The organism is Streptomyces sp. NPDC050560 (assembly GCF_044457285.1).
GTDB lineage: Bacteria > Actinomycetota > Actinomycetes > Streptomycetales > Streptomycetaceae > Streptomyces.
On record NZ_JBITGT010000006.1, the window covers coordinates 109,268 to 124,285 of the forward strand.

Here is a 15,018-nt window from a genome sequence, read left to right on the forward strand (position 1 = left end):
TCGGTGACGGCAGAGCGGTTACTTCGGGGCGTCGTCCTCGCCGATGTGGTGGACGCGGACCAGGTTGGTGGTGCCGGGCACGCCGGGAGGGGAGCCCGCGGTGATGACCACGACGTCGCCGCGGCGACAGCGGCCGATCTTGAGAAGCTCCTCGTCGACCTGGGCGACCATCGCGTCCGTGGAGTCGACGTGCGGGCCGAGGAACGTCTCGACGCCCCAGGTCAAATTGAGCTGGGCGCGGGTGGCCTCGTCGGGGGTGAAGGCGAGCAGCGGGATGGGCGAGCGGTAGCGGGAGAGGCGCCGTACGGTGTCCCCGGACTGGGTGAAGGCGACGAGGAGCTTGGCGCCGAGGAAGTCGCCCATCTCGGCCGCGGCGCGGGCGACGGCGCCGCCCTGGGTGCGCGGCTTGCTGTGCTCGGTGAGCGGGGGCAGGCCCTTGGCGAGGATGTCCTCTTCCGCGGCCTCGACGATACGGGCCATGGTGCTGACCGTCTCGACGGGGTATTTGCCGACGCTGGTCTCGCCGGAGAGCATGACGGCGTCGGTGCCGTCGATGACGGCGTTGGCGACGTCGGACGCCTCGGCGCGGGTGGGGCGGGAGTTGTCGATCATCGAGTCGAGCATCTGGGTGGCGACGATGACCGGCTTGGCGTTGCGCCTGGCGAGTTTCACGGCGCGCTTCTGGACGATCGGGACCTGCTCCAGGGGCATTTCGACGCCGAGGTCGCCGCGGGCGACCATGATGCCGTCGAAGGCGGCGACGATGTCGTCGATGTGCTCGACGGCCTGGGGCTTCTCGACCTTGGCGATCACGGGGAGGCGGCGGTTCTCCTCATCCATGATGCGGTGCACGTCGTCTATGTCGCGGCCGGTGCGGACGAAGGAGAGCGCGATGATGTCGCAGCCGGTGCGCAGGGCCCAGCGCAGGTCGTCCTTGTCCTTGGTGGAGAGCGCGGGGACGGAGACGGCGACGCCGGGGAGGTTGAGCCCCTTGTGGTCGGAGACCATGCCGCCCTCGATGACGACGGTGTGCACGTGGGGCCCGTCGACGCCGGTGACCTCCAGGGCGACCTTGCCGTCGTCGACGAGGATGCGTTCGCCGGCGGAGACGTCGGCGGCGAGCCCCGGGTAGGTGGTGCCGCAGATACCGCGGTCGCCCTCGACGCCGTCTTCGACGGTGATGGTGAATTCGTCACCGCGTTCAAGGAGTACGGGGCCCTCGCCGAACTCTCCGAGTCGGATCTTCGGGCCCTGAAGGTCGGCGAGGATGCCGACGCTGCGGCCGGTTTCGTCGGCGGCCTTGCGGACGTGCTGGTATCGGGCCTCGTGGTCGGCGTAGCCGCCGTGGCTGAGGTTGAGGCGGGCCACGTCCATTCCGGCTTCGACCAGGGCCTTGATCTGGTCGTATGAGTCGGTGGCGGGTCCGAGGGTGCAGACGATTTTTGCTCGGCGCATGTAAGGGAGCCTAGACCTTACCGATGGGTAGGCAATTGGCCGGGCATGACTACCCAACAACCTTTGCGTGAAGGGTTATTGACAACTGTTGAATTGTGCGGGGACCCGCTCCGATGAGCGGTTCGGGGGCGTTTTCCGGGGTGCGGGCGGCGGGCCGTGAGGGGGCGGGTACGGGGAGTGGGGGCCACGGCGCCGGTGGCGCGGTGCCGTGGCCTCGGGGGCGGCCGGTGGGGGCGGGCGGCGGTCAGGTGGTGGGGTAGCCCCAGGCGGCGGCGATCTCCTGGAGGCGGGGCGGAAGGCCGGTGCCGGGGTCGGCGGGGCGTGCGGTCTGGATGCGCCCCGACTTGATGGTGTCGCTCCAGTCGCCGAGCTGGGGCCGGAAGCTGCCGTGGTCCCGGGTGCCGTAGTCGAGCATTCCTTGCTCCCAGGGAATGTCGAGGTAGTCGCAGATTCCGCGGGTGGTTTCCTCGGGTTCTGCGGTGAGCTGTTCGTAGGTGATGACGTGGCAGTCGAGGGCGCCGCGTGCCTCTTCGAGTTTCTCGCTGTATTCGAGTACTTCGGCGCGGATCTCCTCGGGGTCGGGGTCGGCGCGGCGTTTGGTGAGGGAGGTGATGACGGCGCCCGGGTGGCGCAGCAGCAGGATGTAGCGGGCCTCAGGCCAGCAGCGTTCGAGGCGCGGCCAGATGAGGGTGTTGGGCGGGGTCTTGTCGACGATGACGTCTTTTCCGCTGCGGTCGAGTTCCTTGTGGAGGACGCGGTCCCAGAGGAGGTGTTCGAGTTCTTCCTTGTCGAGTTCGAGTTCCCTCATGGCGTCCGCCGTGAATTCGCGGGAGAGGTGGACGTGGAGGGTCCGCAGATGCATTTCGTGGGGGGCACGGATTCTGCTGTGGCTGTTGAGGAGTACGCGCAGCAGGGTGGAGCCGGAGCGCACCGAGGAGAGGACGAAGACGGGCGAGGGGACGAGGCGGGCGGTGGCGGGGGCGGTGTAGCCGTCGGCGTGCTGGCGGGCGCCGGGCGCGGTGCCGGTGCGGGGGATGCTGCCGGGGTGGGTGGGGGTGGTGCGCCGGGGCGGGGCGACGGCCTGCGCCATGAGTCTGCCGCGTCGCTTGAGTCCCTTGCCGATGGCGGTGATGCGCGGTTCTGGCACGCCGTACTCCTCCTGGTCGTTCTCCTGGTTGCCGCGGTGGGGCGCGGGCCGGTGGGGGTCGGCGCCGCTCCCCCTTGGGCCTCATCCCAGGGGTGGGAGGAGAACTCCAGGTGTCCGGGAGGGAACGGGCGGTGGTGCCGGGGGCCGTGGCGCGGTTCTGACCTGCGGTGTCACTTTTCCTTAATTTTTCATGGGAAGCCGTGGGGTGGTTCTTGGTACTGGGGGCGGGTTCTTGGGTCTCTCGTGGGTCGTGGGTGGGCTGTGCGTGGTCATGGGGAGTCCGAAGGTGGTGAAGGCGGTGCGGGTGGGCTGGGGGTAGGGGGTGGTGCCGGTGAGGTCGTTGAGGATGGTGGCGCTGCGCCAGGCGCCGAGGCCGAGGTCGGGGGTGCCGACGCCGTGGGTGTGGCGTTCCGCGTTCTGTACGTAGATGTGGCGGCCGGGGGGCACGGTGTGGGGGTCGAGGGCGAGGCGGTGGTGTGCGTCGACGAGGGGGCGTCCCGCGGTGTCGCGCCCGATGTGGGGGGCGAGGTCGCCGAGGAGCTGTTCGACGGGCTTCTCGCGGTAGCCGGTGGCGAGGACGACGGCGTCGGTGGTGTGGCGGCTGCGGGTGCCCTGCTGGGTGTGTTCGAGGTGGAGTTCGATGCGGTGGACGGCGGCGCGTCCCGCGGTGCGCACGTCGACGCCGGGGGTGAGGGTGGCGTCGGGCCAGCCGCCGTGGAGGGTGTGGTGGTACAGCTCGTCGTGGATGGCGGCGAGGGTGGTGTGGTCGACGGCCTTGTGGAGTTGCCACTGGCGCGGCAGGAGCTGGTCGCGGGTGGCTTCGGGGAGGTGGTGGAAGTAGCGGGTGTAGTCGGGGGTGAAGTGTTCGAGGCCGAGCTTGGAGTACTCCATGGGGGCGAAGGCTTCGGTGCGGGTGAGCCAGTGGAGGCGTTCGCGGCCGTGGGGGCGGTGTCTGAGGAGGTCGAGGAAGATCTCGGCGCCCGACTGTCCCGAGCCGACGACGGTGATGTGCCCGGCGCCGAGGAGGAGTTCGCGGTGGCGGAGGTAGTCGCTGGAGTGGATGACGGGGACGGCGGGGGCGTCGGCGAGCGGTTTGAGGGGGTCGGGGATGTGGGGGACGGTGCCGGTGCCGAGGACGATGTTGCGGGCGGTGGCGCGGCCGGGTGCGGTGGCACCGCCGTCGGTGCCGGTCCGGGTGACGTCGATGTGGAACAGGTTGTCGTGGGGGTCGTGGCGTACGGCGTCGACCCGGTGGCCGAAGTGGAGTCCCGGGAGGTGGTCGCTGACCCAGCGGCAGTAGGCGTCGTACTCGGTGCGCTGGATGTGGAGGCGTTCGGCGAAGTAGAAGGGGTAGAGCCGGTCGGTGTGGCGCTGGTAGTTGAGAAAGCTCCAGGGGTTGGTGGGGTCGGCGAGGGTGACGAGGTCGGCGAGGTAGGGGACTTGGAGGGTGGTGCCCTCGATGAGGAGCCCCGGGTGCCAGTGGAAGGCGGGCTTCTGGTCGTAGAAGGCGGTGGCGAGGCCGAGGGGGTGGGCGAGGGCGGCGAGGGAGAGGTTGAAGGGGCCGATGCCGATGCCGACGAGGTCGTGCGGCTCTGCGGGGGGTGTGGGCGGCAGGGGCGGCGGGGTCACGGGGAGAGGTGTCCTTCCACGAGCTTCAGGAGCGCGTCGAGGTCGCTCGGGCGGGTGTGCGGATTGAGGAGGGTGGCCTTGAGCCAGAGGCGCCCCTGGAGGTGGGCGCGGCCGAGGACGGCGCGGCCGTCGGTGAGCAGGGCGCGGCGTACGCGGGCGATGTGGTCGTCGGGGGCGCCGGTGGGGCGGAAGAGGACGGTGCTGATGGTGGGGGGTGCCCAGAGGTCGAGGCGGGGGTGGGCGGTGATACGGGCGGCGAGGTCGTGGGCCTGGGTGTGGACGGCCTCGACGAGGTGGGCGAGGCCGGTGCGGCCGAGCGCCCTGAGGGTGACGGCGACCTTGAGGATGTCGGGGCGGCGGGTGGTGCGCAGGGAGCGGCCGAGGAGGTCGGGGAGGCCGGCGTGGGTGTCGTCGTCGGCGTTGAGGTAGTCGGCGCGGTGGGCGAGTGCGGCGAGGTCGTGGGGGTCGCGGACGGCGAGGAGTCCGGCGGCGACGGGCTGCCAGCCGAGTTTGTGGAGGTCGAGGGCGACGGTGTGGGCGTGGTCGAGGCCGGTGAGGAGGGGGCGGAGGCGGTCGCTGAGCAGGAGCGGCCCGCCGTAGGCGGCGTCGATGTGGAGGCGGGCGCCGTGGCGGTGGCAGAGATCGGCGATCTCGGGGAGCGGGTCGATGAGTCCGGCGTCGGTGGTGCCTGCGGTGGCGGCGACGAGCAGCGGGGTGCCGGGGGCGGAGCGGGCGAGGGCGGTGGCGAGCGACTGGGGTTCGAGGGTGCCGTCGGGGGTGGGCAGGACGTGCGGGGCAGGGAGGCCGAGGAGCCAGGTGGCGCGGTGGAGGGAGTGGTGGGCGTTGGCGCCGCAGATGAGCTGGAGGGGGGCGGTGGGGTGGTGTTCGCGGGCGAGGAGGAGGGCGAGTTGGTTGGCCTCGGTGCCGCCGGTGGTGACGAGGGCGTCGGGGCGGGGCGCGGTGGGGTAGACCTCGGCGGCGAGTGCGGCGGTGACGAGCGCTTCCAGGGCGGTGGCGGAGGGTGCCTGGTCCCAGGAGTCGAGTGAGGGGTTGAGGACGGCGGCGGCGAGGTCGGCGGCGGCCGCGACGGCGAGCGGGGGGCAGTGGAGGTGGGCGGCGCAGAGCGGGTCCGCGGGGTCGGCGGCGCCTTCGGCGAGGGCGCGTACGGTGTCGCGGAGCGCGGGGGCCGCGCCGGTGCCGTGGCGGGGCAGGATGTCGCCGAGGGTGTGCCTGAGACGGTCGGCGACGGGTCCGGGGCCGCCGGCGGGCAGGGGGCCGCCGCGGGTGAGGGCGCCGTCGTGGAGGGCGTCGAGGACGGTGGCGAGGAGCGGCCGCAGGGCCGCGGCGCCTCCGGGTCCTGAGGCGAGGGGCTGCGGCGGGGTGCTCATCGGCTGGTCCTTCTGCTGCGCGGGCGGACGGAGGGGACCAGCGTGGCGGCTGTGGGGGGCGGATGGGCCGTAAGTGCGCGCAACCGCCCCCGAAAGTGGTAAGGGCGGGCAGGGAGTTCCCGGTGGTGTGCTATGGGGCGGGAGCGTAGCGTCGGGCGGATGATGCGGATCGAGCACGAGCGGGGCCCGGTGGAGTTGCGGGACGCGCTGCCGGGTGACGAGGCGGCGCTGCTGGGGCTGTTCGAGGAGTGTGCGGAGTGGTTCGAGGCGGCGACGGGTCTGCCGCCGGGTCCTGGGGATGTGCAGAGCCTGTGCTACGCGCTGCCGGAGGGGGCGGCTGCCGAGGCGAAGCGGCTGTGGGTGGTGGAGGCGGTGCGCGGCGGGGGCGGTCTGCTGGGGGTGGTGGACGCGGTGGTGGGGCATCCGGGGCCCGGCGGGGTGGCGGTGGGACTGTTCCTCCTGGCGCCGCGGGCGCGCCGGGTGGGCCTGGGGTCCGCGGTGGCGGGGGCGCTGTTGGAGCGGGCGCGGGAGCGGGGGGTGTGCCGGGTGACGGCGACGGTGCCCGAGGGGTGGGTGCCCGGGGCGCGTTTTCTGGCGGCGGTGGGGTTCGAGGTGGCCGGGGGCGCGGTGAAGTCCGTGGCGGGCAACCGGCGGGTGGGGCCGCGGGAGGGCGCGGTGCGGCGGGCGGTGTGGACGGCGTAGCGGGGGCGGTGCCCCGGGGCGGTGGGCCCCGGGGCGGTGGGGGTGTCAGTCGAGGGTGCCGTTGACGCGCAGGGCGCGGCGCAGGTCGTCGAGGCGGTCGGTGAGGCCGCGCCGGAAGGCGGGGGTGAGGTCGTCGCGGGTGAGGCACCGTTCGCCGCGGTGGAGGGTGTCGGTGTCGAGGTGGGTGCCGGGGAAGGCGTCGCGGGTGAGGACGCGGGCGATGGCGGTGCCGCGGCGTTGCGCGACGGTGGGGGCCTCGTCGAAGTAGCGGGCGGCGTGGTCGGCGGTGAGGTGGGTCTGTTCCGGCTGCCAGAAGCCTCGGGCGGTGGCGGCCAGGAGGTGGTTGGAGAGTTCGTCGCCGGTGGCGGGGTGGAGCATGGCGTCCCAGGCGTGGGCCTTGGCCGCGGGGTCGGGCAGGGCGGCGCGGCAGCGTGCGGCGCCCTCGTGCCCTGCGCCGCTGGGGTCGGCGCTGAGTTCGGCGGCGATGGTGTCCTCGTCGGTGGCGCCGAGGGTGGCGAGCCGGGTGAGGATGTGCCAGCGCAGTTCGGGGTCGAGTTCGGGGCCGCCGGGGACGGTGTCGTCGGTGAACCAGGTGTGGATGGTGGCGGGTTGGGCCGCGGTGGCGACGAGGTGGCGTACGGCGAGCAGTCTGAGGCCGGGGTTCTCGCCGTCCTCGGTGCGGCGGATCAGGTCGCGGCAGAGTGCGGTGAGGGTGCCGAGGGCGGCGGCGCGGCCCTCACCGGTGAGGTAGGCACCGGCGACGTGGGTGGTGGCGAAGGCGAGGACGCCCTGGACGATGGCGAGGTCGCTCTCGTGCGGGAGGTGGGTGCGGGCGGCGTCGAGGTAGGCGGCGGGCGGGAGTTCGGCGTCGCGGACCATGTCGCGCGCGGTGTTCCAGACGACGGCGCGGGTGACGGGGTCCGGGAGTCCCGACAGGGAGCGCAGCGCGGTGTCCCAGGACTGGTCGTCGAGCCTGATCTTGGCGTAGCCGAGGTCCTGGTCGTTGAGGAGGACGAGGGCGGGGCGGGTGCCCTCGCCGGTGAGGGCGGTGTCGGTGCCGGTGCCGGGGAAGTCGCGTTCCCAGGGGCCGCGGGGCAGCAGGGCGCCGGGTTCGACGGGGTCGCGGTCGTAGAGGCCGACGGCGAGGCGGTGGGGGCGCTGCCCCTGGTGGTGGACGTGGAGGGTCCAGGTGCCCTGGCCGGTGGTGACGGTGGGGGTGAGGGTGTCGATGCCGGTGGTGCGCAGCCAGCTCTCGGCCCAGCCGCGTACGTCGCGGTCGGTGTGGAGGGCGAGGGAGTCGATGAGGTCGGCGAGGGTGGCGTTGCCGAAGCGGTGGCGGGCGAAGTGGGTGTTGATGCCGGCGAGGAAGTTCTTCTCGCCGAGCCAGGTGACGAGTTGGCGGAGTGCGGAGGCGCCCTTGGCGTAGGAGATGCCGTCGAAGTTGAGGTGGGCGGCGGCGCAGTCGGGGACGTCCTCGGGGGCGACGGGGTGGGTGCTGGGGCGCTGGTCGGCGTCGTAGCCCCACGCCTTGCGGGCGATGGCGAACTGGGTCCAGGTGCCGGTGTGGCGGGTGGCCTCGGCGAGGGTCTGGTAGCCCATGTACTCGGCGAAGGACTCGTTCAGCCACATGTCGTCCCACCAGCGGAGGGTGACGAGGTTGCCGAACCACATGTGGGCCATCTCGTGGGCGACGACCATGCCGCGGAGCTGGCGTTCCGTGTCGGTGACGGCGGAGCGGAAGACGTAGTCGTCGGTGAAGGTGACGAGCCCCGGGTTCTCCATGGCGCCCGCGTTGAACTCGGGGACGAACGCCTGGTCGTAGGAGTCGAAGGGGTAGGGCTCCTCGAACTTCTCGTGGTAGCGGTCGAAGCAGGCGCGGGTGATGCCGAGGAGTTCGTCGGCGTCGGCGTCGAGGTGGGGGGCGAGGGAGCGGCGGCAGTGGAGGGCGAAGGGGATGCCGCGGTGCCGGGTGCGGATGCTGTGCCAGGGTCCTGCGGCGACGGCGGCGAGGTAGGTGGAGATGGGCGGGGTGGTGGCGGCGCGCCAGCGGCCCTCGCCGAGGTGTTCGACGGCGGTGTTGGCGAGGACGGTCCACCCCTTGGGCGCGGTGACGGTGAGGTCGAAGCGTGCCTTGAGGTCGGGCTGGTCGAAGGCGGTGAAGACGCGGGGTGCGTCGTCGAGGAAGAGCTGGGTGTAGAGGTAGGTCTCGCCGTCGCCGGGGTCGGTGAAGCGGTGCATGCCCTCGCCGGTGTGGGAGTAGGGCATGCGGGCGTCGGTGGTGAGTTCGTGTGGGCCGGGGGTGAGTCCGGTGAGGTGGAGGCGGCCGTCGTGGAGGGCGTCTTCGGGGAGGGGCTGTCCGTCGAGCGTGGCGGAGCGGAGTGCGGCTGCCCGCAGTTCGGCGAAGGTGTCCACGGTGTCCCCGGTGTCAGCGGCGGGGGTCGCGTCGCCGTCGGGGGTGACGGTGAAGGCGATGGTGGTGCGGGCGCCGAAGGTGTCGCCGCCGGTGACGTCGAGGTCGACCGTGTAGCGGTGCACGTCGAGGAGCCTTGCTCGGGTCTGCGCTTCACCGCGCGTCAGTACGGACATGACGCACATGCTGCCCGATGGCCGACGGGCCGCACAGGGTGATGGGGGTCTTCTGTGCGGCATCGTGATGCGCCGGGGCGCCCGGGCGCCGGGGGCGGTGCCCGGGCGGTGGGTCAGCCCAGTTCGAGGGTGGTGACGGCGTAGACGCGGTCCTCGGCGACGGGCCTGACGGGTCCCGTGTACATGCGGGCGGTCTCGAAGGTGGGGGTGAGTCCGAGGCCGGTGGCGAGGGCGGTGGCCTCGGGGTGGGAGTCCGGGACGTCGAGGGCGATGCCGCTGCGTCCGGTGCCTGCGGTGAGGCCGTCGAGGAGGGCGCGGGCGTCGTCGGGGGTGTCGGCGAAGAGGGGGCCCACGCGGTAGGAGTCGCGGGCGGGGCGGATGACTCCGAAGCCGGTGAGGGTGGTGCCGTCGAGGCGGGCGAGTGCGCGGTGGCCGGGGGCGGTGAGCCACTGGTCGAGGAAGCGGGGCCGGTCGGCGGGCCAGCAGGCGCCGTCGTAGGCGAGGAGGGTGTCGCGGTCGACGGTGGCGGCGGGGACGACGCCCTCGGGGGTGGGGACGTAGCGGGGGGCGGGGCCCGTGTAGCGGTGGGTGCGGTGGGCGGGACTGAAGCCGGAGCGGCGGTAGTTGTGCTGTTGGGCGACGACGCCGTCGAGGCCGATGGTGCGGTCCTTGGCGCGGGCGATGGCGGCCTTCCAGGTGGCGATGCCGAGGCCGCGGCCGCGCAGGTCGGGGCGTACGAGGTAGTGGCCGAGGAAGGCGTAGTCGTCGCCGTAGTGGACGAGGGAGATCGCCGAGACGGGTGAGCCGTCGATGCGGCCGATGAGGAAGCCGTCGGGGTCCTGGGCGAAGAAGGCGGTGGCGTCCGTGAGGCCGGGGTTCCAGCCCTCGTCGGCGGCCCAGCCGGTGATGACCGCCCAGTCGCCGGGGGTGGCCCGGTCGATGCTGAGGTCCGCGGGGTGTGCGGCGGAGGGGGCGGGGTGGCCGGGCGGCGGCTGAAGGCTCATGGGGGCTCCGTGGGGCGTACGGTGGTGCGGGTCCCCGAGGTTACCGTGTGTGGCGTGGTGTGTCCGCTGCGTGGGGGGCGTCGGGTGCGGGGGTGAGGGCGGACTGCTCCGCGATGCGCTCGTGGTGCCTGATGACCTCGGCGATGATGAAGTTGAGGAGTTTCTCGGCGAACGCGGGGTCGAGCTTGGCGTTCTCCGCGAGGGTGCGCAGCCTGCTGATCTGCTGGGCCTCGCGTGCGGGGTCGGCGGGCGGCAGCCGGTGGGCGGCCTTGAGGTGGCCGACCTGCTGGGTGGCCTTGAAGCGTTCGGCGAGCATGTGGACGACGGCGGCGTCGATGTTGTCGATGCTGTCCCTGAGGCGGGACAGTTCGGCCCTGACGGCGGCGTCCGCGGCGCCGGCCGGTGCGGTGGGGGCGGCGGCCGGGAGGGTGGTGTGCCCCGTGTCGTCGGAGTTGCTGGTGGTCATGGTGGGACACCCTATGCGGTCGGCGCGGCCTCGCGGAGGGCGGCGGCGTCGGTCCGATTAGAGTGGGAGTGCGACGGGTCCTGCACCGTGCGGCGGGTGGGGTCCTGAGGGGTGCGGACCGGCGTCTGGAAGGGGTGCGGGCGTGGTGAACGGCGGTCCCGTGGAGCACGGCTTCCCGCATCTGGAGACGGTGCGTACGTCGCTGACGGCCCTGTACAGGCGGCTGTCGCCGCAGACCGTGCGGTCGTTCTCGACGAGCGTGCTGCCGTCCGACGTGGCGTTCGACGACGGCGACGACCTGTTCCCCGGGGCGCAGCGGATCGCGCGGGAGATGGTGCGGCACTACCGGCTGCCGGACGCCCGCATGATCGTGTCGTTCCGGGAGATGCCGCAGGCCGCCGAGGTGGAGCTGGCGTCGGGCCCCGAGTACTTCATCGGTCTCAACGACCGGTTCCGCGGCCACAGGCGGGATGTGGGGGCGGCGCTCGCGCACGAGGTGATGCACGTGTTCCTGCACCGCGTCGGCCTCAGGTTCGCGACCACCAGGGACGACGAGATCCTGACCGACACGGCCGCCGCTTATCTGGGGGCGGGCTGGCTGCTGCTCGACGCGTTCCGTGAGGACGGGGTGTCGTCGCAGAAGCTCGGCTATCTGACGCCGGAGGAGTACGGCTATGTGCTGGCGAAGCGGGCGCTCGCGTTCGACGAGGACCCGTCGCCGTGGTTCACCAGCCCGCAGGCGTACCCGGCGTACACCAGGGGGCTGACGCTGGCGCGGCAGGACGAGCGGCGCCCGCCGCTGGTGTCGGCGGGCTGGGCGGGGCGGCGGCGCTACGCGCGCGACCGGCGGGAGACGCTGGCACACGGCCCGGTGCGCCCGGCGGGGGCACCGTACGCGTTCGAAGCGGGTGACCCGCCGCGGGTGTCGTTCGCGTGCCCGACGTGCTTCCAGCGGATCAGGGTGCCGCTGCGGGGGCGGGTGCGCGCCAGGTGCGGGCTGTGCGGTGTGGTGCAGGACTGCGACACGTAGGGGCGCGGGCGCCTGAGGGGCGCGCCGGGCGCGTCCGGCGGGCGCCCCCGGCGCTCCCCCGGGTAACACGTATCGGGGCGTTTCGGGGCGTGGCGGCGCCGTAGGCTACGTCCATGAAGCGCGTGGGATGTCTCTTCCTTGCCGTGGCTCCCATAGCCACCGTTCTTGTGTTCCTGTTCGGTTCCGGCTCCGAGTCGGGGGACGCGCAGGACGGCGCGTCGAGTGCGCGGCACGGTTCCGGGGGCGGCTCCGAGCGGTCCAAGGACGACGCGGCGGTGGCGAGGATGCCGCCGGGGCTCGCGGCGCCGGGCAAGAAGGAGATCGCCCAGGAGATCGTGGCGAGCGCGGAGAACTCCACGCTGGACTGGAAGGGCCAGTACGGCTACATCGAGGACATCGGCGACGGCCAGGGCTACACGGCGGGGATCATCGGCTTCTGCACCGGCACGCACGACCTGCTGACGCTGGTGCGCAACTACACGGACGACCACCCGGACAACGGTCTCGCGAAGTACCTGCCCGCGCTGCGCAAGGTCGACGGCTCCGACTCCCACGAGGGCCTCGACCCGGGCTTCCCGGACGCGTGGCGGCGCGAGGCCGGGAAGCCCGCGTTCGACCGGGCGCAGGAGCGGGAGCGGGACGAGGTGTACTTCGACCCCGCGGTGCGCCAGGGCAAGCTGGACGGCCTGAGCACGCTGGGGCAGTTCATCTACTACGACGCGATGGTGCTGCACGGCCCCGGCACCAGCGGCAGCGGTTTCTACGCGCTGGTGGACCGCGCCAAGGAGCGGGCGGACTCGCCGGACGAGGGTGGGGACGAGGAGAAGTACCTGGCGGCGTTCCTCGACGTCGGCGAGGAGGCGATGAAGGAGCGCCGCGCCGACATCGACACCAGCAGGATCGACACGGCGCAGCGGCGCTTCCTCGACGCGGGCAACTTCGGCCTGGACAAGCCGCTCAAGTGGAAGGTGTACGGGGAGTCGTACGACATCACCTGAGGCGGCGGTCCGTTCGCCGGGAGGGGGGTGCGGGGTCAGCCGCCGGTGGCGCGCGCGTCGCGGGTGACGGTGATGCCCTGGGCGAAGCGGACGATCTGGCCGTCGGTCAGGCCGAGTTCGACGGGGACCTGGACCAGGACCCGGTGTCCCGCGGCGTCGGGGAAGACCAGCCAGGTGGCGCTTCTGTCGCCGGTGCGGCCGAGTTGGCCGGGGTGGCCGCGGACGGTCACCGGGGTGAGGTGTGCGTCGGCGGGGAACCGGGACATGCCCTGGAGCATGACGGCGATGCCGTCGGTGAGGGAGACGGCTCCGGGGGTGGTGGGGTGCTCCTTCGTGCCGGGCGGGACGGCGACGAAGTCCTCCCGGTCCACGGAGGTCACCTTCCAGCCCCTGGGGAGGGTGTCGACCCGGAAGCCGGGTGGCTGGTCCCCGGTGTAGGCGGCGAGTCGGAGGGTGGGCGCGGCGGACGTGGCCGGTGGCGCCGTCGTGCGGGGCGCCGCCGTGTCGTGCGCCGGGGCGGCGGTCCTGGTGGTCGCGGTGACGAGGGCGCCGACGGCGGCGAGCGCGGCGGCCGAGCCGGCGCCGGCGATGCGCAGGCGGCGCCGGCGGGCCAGTGCGCGGCGGCCGCGGGCGATGTCGGCCTCGACCTCGTCGGTGCCGGCGGGCGGCCGCGCCTCGGGGTCCCGAAGGGCGCCCAGCGCCTCGATCATGTCCTGCATGGCACAGTCCTCCTGTGGAAGGCCCAACTCGCTTCAGATGAAGGCTTCTTCGTACTGCGGGAAGATGGCGCGCAGCCGTTCGAGGCCGCGCGTGCTCTGGCTTCTGACCGTGCCCTGGCTGCACCCCAGCGCCCTGGCCGTGTCGGCGACGTCGAGCCCTTCGACGTAGCGCAGGACGACGGCCGCCCGCATCCGGGTCGGCAGGGTGGCGAGCAGCCGTACCAGGTCCGTGTTGTCGGTGAAGGCGTGCTCGACGACGGCGGTGTCGGGGACCTCCGCGTGTGTCTGCTCGCGGCGGCGGAAGAGGCTGCGGTGCTCGTCGACGGCGGCGTTCACCACGCTGCGCCGTACGTACGCGTCCCGGGTGCCGAGGCGGACCCTGGGCCATGCCAGGTAGAGCCGGGTCAGCGCCACCTGTACCGCGTCCTCGGCCCGTGACTCGTCGCCGGAGAGCAGGAGGGTCGCCACGCGGACGAGCCCGGTGCGCCGCCCGCTCACGTACTCGCTGAACTCGCGGTCGCGTTCGGTGGTCGGTCTCACGGATGTGCGTCCTTTGGCGTCGGCGCCCCGATGGGGGCACTCCTTGTACGGTGTCCCGCTCCCCCGCGTTGCACGGCCGCCCGCTAGGGGGTGTTGCGAAAGTGGCGTCGTTCGCCCGGAGGTCGGGCCGGGCGGCGTTCGGTGCGTGCGATCGCAAGGCGGTGGGGGCACCCCCGGGCCCTCAGGGCCCAGGGGGAGGTCGCCCTCGTACTGGGCGTACGAGGGCGTGCCCGACAACGCGGCGAGCGTGCGTGCCGGGCGTCGCCCGGCAGACGGGACTTTCGCAACACCCCCTAGCGGGCGGGCGGGCCCGAGATCAGGTGTCCCTCGGTGTCGTAGGGCCAGGCGTTGGCGGTGCAGCCGTGCAGGCCCTTGATCTGCTGCATCATCACGGGCGCGGGGCGTCCCTTGCCGGGGCATGCCTGGTGCTGGTGGCCGAGGTAGTGGCCCATCTCGTGGTTGATGATGAGGGCGCGGTAGTCGTGGAGCGGTCCTTCGAACGTGGGTGAGCCCTCGATCCAGCGTCTGAGGTTGACGACCACCCCGTCCGGCACCTCGCAGTCGTACTCGCCCTGGGTGTCCTGGTGTATGCCCTGCCAGCACAGGGTGTCCGCGGTGGTGGGGGTGGCGATCCTGACGACGAGGTCGTGCGGCCCCGCACTCACGAGCTGGAACGAGGAGGTGCCATCCCGCGTCCAGCCGCGCGGGGCGCCGAGGATGTCCGCTATCTCGTGTGCCGCGTCGGAGGGCGACACGTCGATGCCGTCCTCGACCTCCACCCGGTAGCGGAGCGGGCGCGGGCCGCTGCCGACCTTCGCGCCGGACGCCCGCGCTGAGGTGAAGCTGCCGGGTCCCGACTCGGGGACCGGGGTCCCGGGGGGCGACGCGGACGGTGCGGGCGGTCGCGACGTGGGGGCCGGGGTCGGGGTGGGCGTCAGGGTGAGGTGCCGGTCGTCCGTGGGCGCCGCGCCGCTCGACGCGTCGCTTCGCGGGTCGTTGACCAGGAACAGCGCGGCGCCGAGCAGCGCGAGGGCCGCCGCCGCGCCGAGGAGGCATCTGCGGCGGGTGCGGCGCCGGTGCGGGGCCCGGTCGTCGTGCGACGGGGCGGGGCCGCGGTGTGCGGCAGCGTTCTCACTGCGTGGGGCAGTCGATCTCACAGGTGTGCGTCCTTCGGCCTCGTCACCGCCCGGGCGGGCACCCTTTGTACGGCGCCGCCCGCCCCTTGTGTTGCACGGCGGCGGGGGAAAGTTCCCGGACTGCCCCGGGGGACGGCCGTACGGGCAGGAGAGGCGGCCGTACGGGCAAGGCGCGCGGCCCGACGGGCAACCGGGGACCCGCGAGGCGCGGGGAGCAC

The 15,018-nt window shown here is 73.1% G+C and carries 13 protein-coding genes; 3 read left to right on the forward strand and 10 right to left on the reverse strand.

Annotation, left to right across the window (positions count from 1 at the left end):
• Nucleotides 1-18: 18 nt before the first annotated feature.
• The 4 genes from pyk to ACIBIW_RS15225 all read right to left on the reverse strand — a co-directional run bounded on the left by pyk (nucleotide 19) and on the right by ACIBIW_RS15225 (nucleotide 5,619).
• Nucleotides 19-1,455, reverse strand: a complete 1,437-nt coding sequence (gene pyk / locus ACIBIW_RS15210; protein ID WP_399336057.1) for a pyruvate kinase — start codon at nucleotides 1,453-1,455, stop codon at nucleotides 19-21.
• A gap of 244 nt (nucleotides 1,456-1,699) precedes the next feature.
• Complete coding sequence (locus tag ACIBIW_RS15215) at nucleotides 1,700-2,545, reverse strand: sulfotransferase family protein (RefSeq protein ID WP_399336708.1); 846 nt, start codon at nucleotides 2,543-2,545, stop codon at nucleotides 1,700-1,702.
• A 237-nt stretch (nucleotides 2,546-2,782) separates the two neighbouring features.
• Nucleotides 2,783-4,231 (reverse strand): lysine N(6)-hydroxylase/L-ornithine N(5)-oxygenase family protein, encoded by a 1,449-nt coding sequence (locus ACIBIW_RS15220; protein WP_399336059.1) that lies wholly within the window; start codon nucleotides 4,229-4,231, stop codon nucleotides 2,783-2,785.
• Nucleotides 4,228-5,619: a pyridoxal phosphate-dependent decarboxylase family protein gene (locus ACIBIW_RS15225; RefSeq protein WP_399336061.1), complete on the reverse strand. Its 1,392-nt coding sequence runs from the start codon at nucleotides 5,617-5,619 to the stop codon at nucleotides 4,228-4,230. The genes ACIBIW_RS15220 and ACIBIW_RS15225 overlap by 4 nt, the downstream gene beginning before the upstream one ends.
• A gap of 159 nt (nucleotides 5,620-5,778) precedes the next feature.
• On the opposite strand from ACIBIW_RS15225, the gene ACIBIW_RS15230 reads away from it, so the two are divergent.
• Complete coding sequence (locus tag ACIBIW_RS15230; protein ID WP_399336063.1) at nucleotides 5,779-6,321, forward strand: GNAT family N-acetyltransferase; 543 nt, start codon at nucleotides 5,779-5,781, stop codon at nucleotides 6,319-6,321.
• Nucleotides 6,322-6,366: 45 nt separating this feature from the next.
• Here ACIBIW_RS15230 and pepN read toward each other — a convergent pair whose 3' ends face one another.
• From pepN to ACIBIW_RS15245, 3 genes are all read right to left on the reverse strand, one after another.
• Nucleotides 6,367-8,916, reverse strand: a complete 2,550-nt coding sequence (pepN, locus tag ACIBIW_RS15235; RefSeq protein ID WP_399336065.1) for an aminopeptidase N — start codon at nucleotides 8,914-8,916, stop codon at nucleotides 6,367-6,369.
• A 104-nt stretch (nucleotides 8,917-9,020) separates the two neighbouring features.
• Complete coding sequence (locus ACIBIW_RS15240) at nucleotides 9,021-9,911, reverse strand: GNAT family N-acetyltransferase (protein ID WP_399336067.1); 891 nt, start codon at nucleotides 9,909-9,911, stop codon at nucleotides 9,021-9,023.
• Nucleotides 9,912-9,951: 40 nt separating this feature from the next.
• Complete coding sequence (locus ACIBIW_RS15245) at nucleotides 9,952-10,377, reverse strand: chorismate mutase (RefSeq protein ID WP_399336069.1); 426 nt, start codon at nucleotides 10,375-10,377, stop codon at nucleotides 9,952-9,954.
• Between the two features lie 142 nt (nucleotides 10,378-10,519).
• Here ACIBIW_RS15245 and ACIBIW_RS15250 point away from each other — a divergent pair, with 142 nt between their 5' ends.
• Entirely contained in the window at nucleotides 10,520-11,407 is an 888-nt protein-coding gene (locus ACIBIW_RS15250; RefSeq protein ID WP_399336071.1) for a hypothetical protein, read from the forward strand.
• A 113-nt stretch (nucleotides 11,408-11,520) separates the two neighbouring features.
• Complete coding sequence (locus tag ACIBIW_RS15255) at nucleotides 11,521-12,405, forward strand: chitosanase (protein ID WP_399336073.1); 885 nt, start codon at nucleotides 11,521-11,523, stop codon at nucleotides 12,403-12,405.
• Nucleotides 12,406-12,440: 35 nt separating this feature from the next.
• On the opposite strand, the gene ACIBIW_RS15260 is transcribed toward ACIBIW_RS15255, so the two are convergent.
• The 3 genes from ACIBIW_RS15260 to ACIBIW_RS15270 form a co-directional block, all read right to left on the reverse strand.
• Entirely contained in the window at nucleotides 12,441-13,124 is a 684-nt protein-coding gene (locus tag ACIBIW_RS15260) for a hypothetical protein (RefSeq protein WP_399336075.1), read from the reverse strand.
• 33 nt (nucleotides 13,125-13,157) lie between these two features.
• Entirely contained in the window at nucleotides 13,158-13,664 is a 507-nt protein-coding gene (locus ACIBIW_RS15265) for a sigma-70 family RNA polymerase sigma factor (RefSeq protein WP_399336077.1), read from the reverse strand.
• A 293-nt stretch (nucleotides 13,665-13,957) separates the two neighbouring features.
• The gene (locus ACIBIW_RS15270; protein WP_399336078.1) at nucleotides 13,958-14,821 is read right to left on the reverse strand and encodes a DUF3152 domain-containing protein; all 864 of its coding nucleotides are present in this window, start codon (nucleotides 14,819-14,821) and stop codon (nucleotides 13,958-13,960) included.
• Nucleotides 14,822-15,018 lie beyond the last annotated feature (197 nt).

Coding starts and splice junctions, on each gene's coding strand:
- pyk (WP_399336057.1), bottom strand. CDS start 1,455: ATGCGCCGAGCAAAAATCGTCTGCACCCTCGGACCCGCCACCGACTCA.
- ACIBIW_RS15215 (WP_399336708.1), bottom strand. CDS start 2,545: ATGGCGCAGGCCGTCGCCCCGCCCCGGCGCACCACCCCCACCCACCCC.
- ACIBIW_RS15225 (WP_399336061.1), bottom strand. CDS start 5,619: ATGAGCACCCCGCCGCAGCCCCTCGCCTCAGGACCCGGAGGCGCCGCG.
- ACIBIW_RS15230 (WP_399336063.1), top strand. CDS start 5,779: ATGATGCGGATCGAGCACGAGCGGGGCCCGGTGGAGTTGCGGGACGCG.
- pepN (WP_399336065.1), bottom strand. CDS start 8,916: ATGTGCGTCATGTCCGTACTGACGCGCGGTGAAGCGCAGACCCGAGCA.
- ACIBIW_RS15240 (WP_399336067.1), bottom strand. CDS start 9,911: ATGAGCCTTCAGCCGCCGCCCGGCCACCCCGCCCCCTCCGCCGCACAC.
- ACIBIW_RS15245 (WP_399336069.1), bottom strand. CDS start 10,377: ATGACCACCAGCAACTCCGACGACACGGGGCACACCACCCTCCCGGCC.
- ACIBIW_RS15255 (WP_399336073.1), top strand. CDS start 11,521: ATGAAGCGCGTGGGATGTCTCTTCCTTGCCGTGGCTCCCATAGCCACC.
- ACIBIW_RS15260 (WP_399336075.1), bottom strand. CDS start 13,124: ATGCAGGACATGATCGAGGCGCTGGGCGCCCTTCGGGACCCCGAGGCG.